Source organism: Nostoc sp. 'Peltigera membranacea cyanobiont' 232 (assembly GCF_002245985.1).
GTDB lineage: Bacteria > Cyanobacteriota > Cyanobacteriia > Cyanobacteriales > Nostocaceae > Nostoc.
In genome coordinates this window covers 1-8,479 of sequence record NZ_NOLK01000233.1, presented here as the reverse complement: position 1 = coordinate 8,479, position 8,479 = coordinate 1, and the positions used below count along the sequence as shown (strand labels likewise).

Genomic DNA, 8,479 nt, shown 5'->3' with positions numbered 1-8,479 from the left:
GCTTCTACCAAAGGGGTTGGGGATGAATTTTTCTTGTGTTAATTCTGGGCGATTGAGATAGCCTCGCGCTAACCCTGCACCACCAATGTGCAGTTCTCCTGCTACACCCACAGGTACTGGTTGTAAGTTTTGGTCAAGTATGTATATCTGGGTATTGTCAATTGGACGACCGATGGAAATTTTTTCGTCTAGTGGAGTGCATTTGGCGATCGCTGCACAAACACTCGCTTCTGTCGGGCCGTAGGCGTTGAAGAAGTTTCTGCCTTTTGACCATTGTCGCATCAGTTCCAGAGGACAGGCTTCTCCGGCGACAACGATCGCTTGCAATGTTGGCAGTTCTTCTACTGGCAACATTGCAAGCGCTGATGGTGGTAGGGTGACATGGGTAATGGCATCATTCTTTAATCGCTCAATTAAAGGCATACCCGGCATTATCGAGTCTTTTGTTCCTAAGTAAAGTCTTGCCCCCGATCCCAAAGCCATCAAGATTTCTGATATGCAAGCATCAAAACTGAAGGAGGCAAACTGGAGAACTCGACTATCACTAGACAAGCCGAAAGCCTGAATTTGAGCTTGAGCTAGATTGCACAATCCACTATGCTCAACCATTACCCCTTTGGGTTTGCCTGTGGAGCCGGATGTGTAAATCACATTCGCTAGATCGGTACTCGTTACTACCTGAATCGGGTTGTTCTGTTTGTTTTGCAGAATTTCTGACCAGACTTCATCTAAACAAATCAGTTTTGCCTGATACTCAGGTAGGCGATCAATGAGTTGTTGTTGAGTCAGTAATATTGAAACTTGAGCGTCTTCAAGCATGAAGCTCAGACGCTCTTTGGGATATTCTGAGTCAAGTGGTACGTAAGCCCCACCCGCCTTGAGAATCCCAAGTAATCCCACCACCATCTCTAAAGAACGCTCGACACAAATCCCCACCAGCACATCGGCTCCTACTCCCAAAGACCGCAAATAATGCGCCAACTGGTTAGCACGACAATTCAATTCGTGGTAGGTCAATTGTTGATTCTCAAACACCACTGCCACAGCATCGGGTGTACGCTCCACCTGATCCTCAAATAACTGATGAATACATTTATCTTGGGGATAGTCTACTTGAGTATCATTCCACTCAACTAATAACTGCCGTTCCTCAAATTGTGTCAATAAAGATAATTGGTCAATTCGTTGCTGAGGATTTGCCACAATTGCTTCGAGCAAAGTTACAAAATGCCCCATCATCCGCGCGATCGCACTGTCATCAAATAAGTCAGTGTTGTAGTTCCATGTACCTTTGAGTGAGCCAGGTTCCTCAAGAATAGTTAAGGTTAAATCAAAGGCGGCTCCTTTAGACCCTGAAATCATTGATTCCAAAATCAAACCATCGATATCCATCTGGTGAGAGCGATCGCAGACTAAGGCTACCTGATAGAGTGGCGAAAAACTGGGGTTGCGGACAGGTTGCAGTTGCTCCACCAGTAGGGGAAAGGGATAATCCTGATGCTCTAGAGCATTTAACACACAAGAGCGCGATCGCCCCAGCAACTCTTCAAAGGTGGGATTTCCCGAAAGGTCTCCTCGCAAGACCACAGGATTAGTAAAATAACCGACAATATTTTCAAACTCTGAACGTCTCCGATTCACCATTGGAGAGCCAATTAAAATATCTTCTTGATTGGTATAACGTCGTAATAGTATTTGTAGTGCTGTTAATAAAACCATATAGAGAGAGACACCCTCTCTCTTCGCCAATTCTGTGAGCAATTGCCACAGTTCTTCTTCAACAGTAAAAAAGCGGGAAGCACCATTATAGGTTTTGGTCTGAGGTCTTGGTCGATCTGTGGGCAAATTTAGCAATGGCAACTCACCAGATAGTTGTTGCTGCCAGTAAGTCCACAAACTTTCTCCATCTGAACTAGCGAGCATTTGCTCTGACCAGTTGATGTAATCTTGATACTGATAGTTTTGTGGTGATAATTGGGCTGCTACACCTGTGGCGTAGGCGTAGCCCGTCGTAGACATCGCTTTATACAAGGCGCAAAGTTCACCGATCATGATTTCTAAAGACCAGAAATCCCCCACTATTTGATGTAGCGTGATTAGGAGAATATGTTCTTTTGTTGCTAATTTATCGGTTGTAATATGGTTAATTAATAAATCAAACCGCAATATTGACCCCTGTTCTAAGTCGAAGGGGCGATCGCTTTTTTCTGAGAGCCAGTTGTTTACATCATCTTGGTCAAGATCGAAAGCTCCTTCGATGGTAAAGTCAACTTGCTGATTTTCGTGAACTGTTTGCACCGGTTCGCCGTCAATGGTAGCAAAAGTAGTCCTTAAAACTGGATGCCTTTCAACTAGAGCTTGTGCTGCCTGCTTCAGGGCTAGAATATCTAAATTTGTGACTAATTTTGCTGCGTATGTGGCGTTGTCAGCAGTACTGCTGGGTGCTAATTGATATAAAAACCAGAGTGCCTTTTGACCGTGGGAGAGGGGATAAGTTGCAGCTTGATTGCTACTCTGGGATAAAATTCGGATAATTTCTGGTTCAGATTGCTTAATTTCCCCCAATAACTCAGGGGTTAATGACTTTTCAGGCGATCGATAGTGCAGTTTGTCTCCATCAACCCACAGTTCAACGTTATTTGCTGAAAGATTTTCTAGAAGCTCTGTTAGATTCATAATTTTACTCTAATCGATGCTAATTTTAATAAGTTAATAATTTTCCTCTAATCTTGCTACTTTTAATAGCCTCTGTATGCGCGGTTATTTACAGGTGAAATAATAATTGTTTTCGTTCAAATATTCCTGATGTAGAACAGAAGCAACTAACTCATATTTGACTTTTGTGTTTGCCTCTCTATTACTACACAATCGTCTACTCTAGTTCATGGCAGTTTCCGCTTCCATCAATTCATTTTTTTTGCTGACTTGAATTCGCTAAATACTGGGTATGTTCATCTAACTACATTATTTCACCCTGCTTGAAGTCGATTTTTAAGAATTAAAATTACCTACCTATACTTTTAACAAAATTACAGGTAGGTATCAAATATTCTTATTCAACTATTTCAACTTTTTTTGGGATTTCCACTTCTAGAACATCAGTACCTATTTCTGTGCTAACTATATTTTTTAGCTTCGATTTTAGCTCCTCTGTAATAGATAAATCTTGAATTTCTTTGAGGAGAACTATCACTGATTCCTTTTTGCTCCGTTCTGCATAAATGCCCTTAAGAATTGCTTCAATTCCATATCCGGCTATAGTATCCCCGACAACAGTTATCAGACCAAGCAGGGCTATACCTCCTACGATCCCAAAGGGACCACCCCAGGCTGTGATAATAGCTGCAACTGCGGCAGAGCTACCTTCTGAGGCGATTAGGAGAATCACTAGGATTACGCCAGGAAGACCTAGCCCAGCCAGTTTTTTTACGATTTCATCCATCGAAGCTACCTGAAATTATTACAGTCTTAGCTAAAAATAAACTTAACATTGACGATAACTCCTGACACTTATTAGTATCAGAAATCTACTTTGCCGATGATGTATTTTATTAGACTTGAAGGAGAGTTTACTTTTAAATAAACAAACTCCGTTTATTTAAAGCTGTACTTTTTACTTTAACTTGTGAATTATCCCACCTTAGTCAACAAAATACAAGACCAATTAAGACAGTTAATGCAGACAGTTAAGCGGACAGTTAAGACAGTTAAGACAGTTAAGACAGTTAAGACAGTTAAGAGATATCCGCTCGGTAAATTGGGGTATAAAATCAATTCGCAATTCGCAATTCGCAATGACGCTCTCTACGAGACGCTAAAAGCGAACGCGGACTCGCTACCGCTGCGAAGAGAGCAATTAAACTAAGCCACCCACTAGGGGTGGGGTTTCAACCTACCTTGCGATACAAAGATTTTTTCGCTTGACTTCGGGCGAGGTTTTGAACCTTTACTTTTTCGATAAACAAAAAATTAAAATGTAAATTAGTACATACTGCGTTATAGAATATGACACATGGCGCAAAAATCATCTGCTGAGAACTTAGTATCTGCATTGATGCAAGCTATGGACACCAAGGAGATCGCAGTCGATGAATTAATGCGTAGGAAAGTAGAAATATTCGGCTAAATATACCTTCAAAAGCAGGTTTATCGACTGGTGATAAAAGCCTATCATTCTCCAAAAAGCTCAACAATTACACTGGGAAAATTTGCTACTTCATTTATGGCTACAATACTTAATTGGTAAGGACTTGAGCCTTAACACTACTACCATACTTCCATATCACTACCTTACTTATTACGTAAAATCTCAGTTTATTTTCAGAATATGGCAACTCAAGTAGTTCAAAATCAATCTTTAAAGAATACTTATTCAGCTTTTACTCAATTTTGGGAAAATGTCAAAGCGATCGCAGGTCCTTACTGGTATCCAACGAAAGCAGGGGAAAGAGCATTCTCAGACGTAATTCGCGTATGGGGAATGCTGATTCTCCTAATCTTATTAATAATTACGCTTGTAGGAGTAAATGTTTTTAATAGCTTCGTTCAGCGCTATTTACTCGATCTCATGATTAAAGATAAGGATCTTCCTAAGTTTCTTGATGCCTTATTACTTTATGGTGGAGTCCTCGTATTAGCAACGCTCTTGGTAGGGTTTACTAAATCTCTTAGAAAACAAATCGCTCTGGATTGGTATCACTGGCTAAATAATCACATTTTATCAAAATATTTAAGCAATCGAGCCTATTATAAAATCAACTTTAAATCTGATATTGATAATCCAGATCAACGTCTATCTCAAGAAATAGAACCCATTGCCAGTAATGCTCTCAGCTTTTCAGCTACTATATTAGAAAAAGTACTGGAGATCACGATATTTTTAATAATTCTTTGGTCAATCTCTTCGCAAGTTGCAGTGATTTTAGTTGCTTATACGATCGTAGGCAATTTGATTGCTGTTTACTTGACCCAAGAATTAAATAAGATTAATCAAGAAGAACTCGAATCGAAAGCTGATTACACCTATTGCCTGACTCATGTCCGCAATCATGCTGAATCAGTAGCTTTCTTTCGAGGAGAAAAACAAGAATCAAGTATCATTAACCGCCGCTTTAGTAATTTGATAAAAAACGCTAAACGCAAGATTGATTGGGAAAGAAATAAAGAGATTTTTAATAGAGGATATCAGGCTGTAATCCAAATATTGCCATTTATAGTATTCGGGCCTTTAAACATTAAAGGTGAAATAGATTTTGGAGAACTTAGCCAAGCTGCTTTATCCTGTAATCTTTTTGCTATGGCTTTGGCAGAATTAATCAATGAATTTGGAACTTCCGGACGATTTTCTAGTTATGTTGAGCGTTTATCTGAATTTTCAGATGCTTTAGAAGAAGTAACTAAACAACCAGAAAATGTCAGTAGCATTAAAACAATAGAAGAAAATCATCTCGCTTTTGAGAATGTCACTTTACAAACGCCTAACTATGAGCAGGTAATCGTTGAAGATTTATCACTTGATGTTCGACCAGGAGAAGGTTTATTGATTGTTGGGCCTAGTGGTCGAGGTAAAAGTTCTCTGCTAAGAGCGATCGCTGGTTTGTGGAATGCGGGAACTGGTCGTTTAGTGCGACCTCCTTTAGAAGAAGTCTTATTTTTACCTCAACGTCCTTATATCATCTTGGGAACTTTGCGTGAACAGTTACTTTATCCTAATACAAATCGTCAGATGACCGATGCAGAACTCAAAGAAGTTTTGCAACAAGTCAACCTGCAAAACTTACTTAGTCGAGTCGATGGCTTTGATACAGAAGTTCCTTGGGAAAATATATTATCGATAGGAGAACAACAACGCCTTGCTTTTGCACGACTGTTAGTTACTCATCCTAGCTTTACTATATTAGATGAAGCAACCAGTGCTTTAGATTTGGAAAATGAAGGAAGGTTATATCAACAGTTACAAGACACGAAAACAACATTTATCAGTGTTGGGCATCGGGAAAGCCTGTTTGATTATCATCAATGGGTTTTGGAACTTTCACAAGATTCCAGTTGGCAGCTTGTGACTGTACAAAATTATCGAAATCAAAAAGCAGTTGTCACTATTCCTTCCACAAATCCTCAAAGAGAAATAGATGATTCTTCTCAAGATAAATCCCTAATTAAAGCAGAAATAAGCACAATCGAAGGATTTTCTCATAAGGAAATGAATGAACTAACGTATTATTCTATTACTACTATTAGAAGTAAGGCAAGCAAAGGGGAATTTATCACTAATAGGGACGGCGTTACCTATCGCTATGATAAAGATCCTAATGTGTTGAAATGGGTGAGAGTTTAGCGGCTACCATCCGTGAGCGGCTAATTTGTGATTCTGGGCGTAACTTTACAAAACAACATATTTTTAACAGGGGACTTCCAAAGAATAAATTATTCCAAGAAAAACAAGAGACAGATTTTCTCAAGAATGATAATCATTATTGGTGATGGAATAGTTTATTTTCTGGTATCGGTTCGCAGACTAAGTGAAAAATTCTCAACGGAATAATAAGGTTTCTGGCTTGTGTTGTCGCAGACTATTTGAAAATTTCCTTGGACTGCCCTTGCCAGAATAAGCTCGTGGTTCGCCCCATAAACACAAATTTGAACGCAACCGGACTAGAATATCGACTGCAATGTTAGCTGTCTTTAAGACAAAAGGCTTTTCTTGATCGTTCTCCATCTGATAATGATAATCGAATAAGGGGGTGGGAGAGCTTCCTCACCCTTGATCAGAGCATCCAAATATTCTTGAGGCACGCCAAGCGCGATCGCTAACCCTTGAAGTGTCCTACGATTAATTTTAACCGCAATTCTCATTTTGAAAACAAAAGAAGATAAAGTCCTCTTGTTTACATAGAGGACTTCTGTCTAATTATGATTTATTTGAAAGATAATCATGATAATTAGCTGAAGAGAAATAATTTAAAAATCTGCCCATGAAAAATAGATTTCAACTTATAAATATAGCTGAAACTCAGACTTACTTTGTAAATCCTCTCAATCAATAATCTTTACCTCCTCTCAAAAATTTGACATTTTTAACTAGAATTTACTTTTGTGAGAGGCACGTATTCAGTAAGAATAAATAAGAAAAGCTCCGACCAATTTTTAAACCAAATAAACTTTAATAAGGTACGAATATCATTAAAGAAATTAGTTTTAGTTGCTAATAAATCACGAACTTTCTGATAGGCAGAATTGACTAAATCTAAAACAGGATGAAATAAAAAAGCTAGTAAATTTAAAGACAATAAGAACTCGCACAGATGATTTTGACCATGACCAAAGTTATGCTCTAAATTATAACCGTGATTTTTTAGAACGTTATTACCTTCATTCTCAACTTTCCATCTACTGCGTCCAGCTTTGACAATTTATTCAACATTATTTTCAGTGATTTTATGATTAGTTATCCAATTATTTCTGTAGATAATTTTCTGTGTTTTCTCATTAATAACAGTCACTTCACACCAATTAGCTTCGAGACTTGAGTCTCCATTTCGTAAAGGAACTCTAGAAGCATAACGATAACGATAAATTAGATTTTTTCGCCCATCCCATTGTTTCTTTTCAACAGTTGTAACTTCTCCACTTCTTTCTAAAAATTCTAGCCATTCATATAAAGTTTTATGTGACGTTTCCAGACAAACAAAAATAAAATTATAACCTTGTTTTAGCAGCAAGGTACAAACAGGTTGGCGAGAATACAAGTCATCCCCTAAAAGGGTTACAGGATAACCATACTTATTCTGATGATTCTTATTCAACCATCTTTTAACAGCCGCATTTTCACAATCTTCTTTTTGATGTCCATCTTGCTTTTTAATAAATTCTGGTTCTAAATTAATCACTTGTTTTTGATTAGGAGAAACCACAACAGGTGTGACACAGCCATGAAAATAAGTTGTAGTTCCGTTTCGATGATTACGACAATTACAATAAGGACAATTAATTTTTTTAGATGAAAAATATTCTGTACCATCTAAAGCTATTAGAATTTCTCCATCCAAATCGTGTTTTGTCTGAACTGAAATTGGGTAAGCAAGCTACTGGGTATAAAACTGCTCAGAAGGTTCTCAATCGGTTCATTTCTGAACTAATCGGTTCAGTTTAGCTGTTTGGGGAATTCGCCAACGGTATCAGGATCGCTACGTAACGCCCGTCTTTGGTGATGCTAAAGAAGGAATGCACCATAGTCGGCTGGTCGGGAGTTGCATAGACCAGCCGATCCTTCGCTTGGGGCGTACCGAGCGCATGAAAATAGACGGCATCGGCATGATTTTCCACGCTTGCCTGGGATGCTGCGCCCTGCTTCCCTAGCTATCTAATTGGTATATCATGGCTTGAGACTCAAGTACAGTGCGAAGTTCCTGATGTTGATTTACTAAAACTTGTATTGCGCTAATTGGATCGTGGTGAAGGCGACGTTTACGTTGGCGAG

At 38.8% G+C, this 8,479-nt stretch carries 4 protein-coding genes and 1 pseudogene; 1 reads left to right on the top strand and 4 read right to left on the bottom strand.

What is annotated here, in order from left to right; genetic code table 11:
• A partial coding sequence (locus CDG79_RS37300; protein ID WP_143855704.1) for a non-ribosomal peptide synthetase occupies positions 1-2,676 on the bottom strand: 2,676 nt, incomplete at its 3' end.
• A 376-nt stretch (positions 2,677-3,052) separates the two neighbouring features.
• A complete protein-coding gene (locus CDG79_RS37295; RefSeq protein ID WP_094346578.1) occupies positions 3,053-3,442 on the bottom strand; it encodes a hypothetical protein in 390 nt (129 codons plus the stop codon).
• An 885-nt stretch (positions 3,443-4,327) separates the two neighbouring features.
• Here CDG79_RS37295 and CDG79_RS37285 point away from each other — a divergent pair.
• Entirely contained in the window at positions 4,328-6,337 is a 2,010-nt protein-coding gene (locus CDG79_RS37285) for an ABC transporter ATP-binding protein/permease (protein ID WP_094346576.1), read from the top strand.
• 825 nt (positions 6,338-7,162) lie between these two features.
• On the opposite strand, the pseudogene CDG79_RS37270 reads toward CDG79_RS37285, so the two are convergent.
• Together CDG79_RS37270 and CDG79_RS45690 are read right to left on the bottom strand one after the other, a co-directional pair.
• Positions 7,163-8,048: pseudogene (locus tag CDG79_RS37270) on the bottom strand (ISNCY family transposase); the annotation flags it as partial.
• Between the two features lie 100 nt (positions 8,049-8,148).
• Positions 8,149-8,325, bottom strand: a complete 177-nt coding sequence (locus CDG79_RS45690; RefSeq protein ID WP_143855703.1) for a hypothetical protein — start codon at positions 8,323-8,325, stop codon at positions 8,149-8,151.
• Positions 8,326-8,479 lie beyond the last annotated feature (154 nt).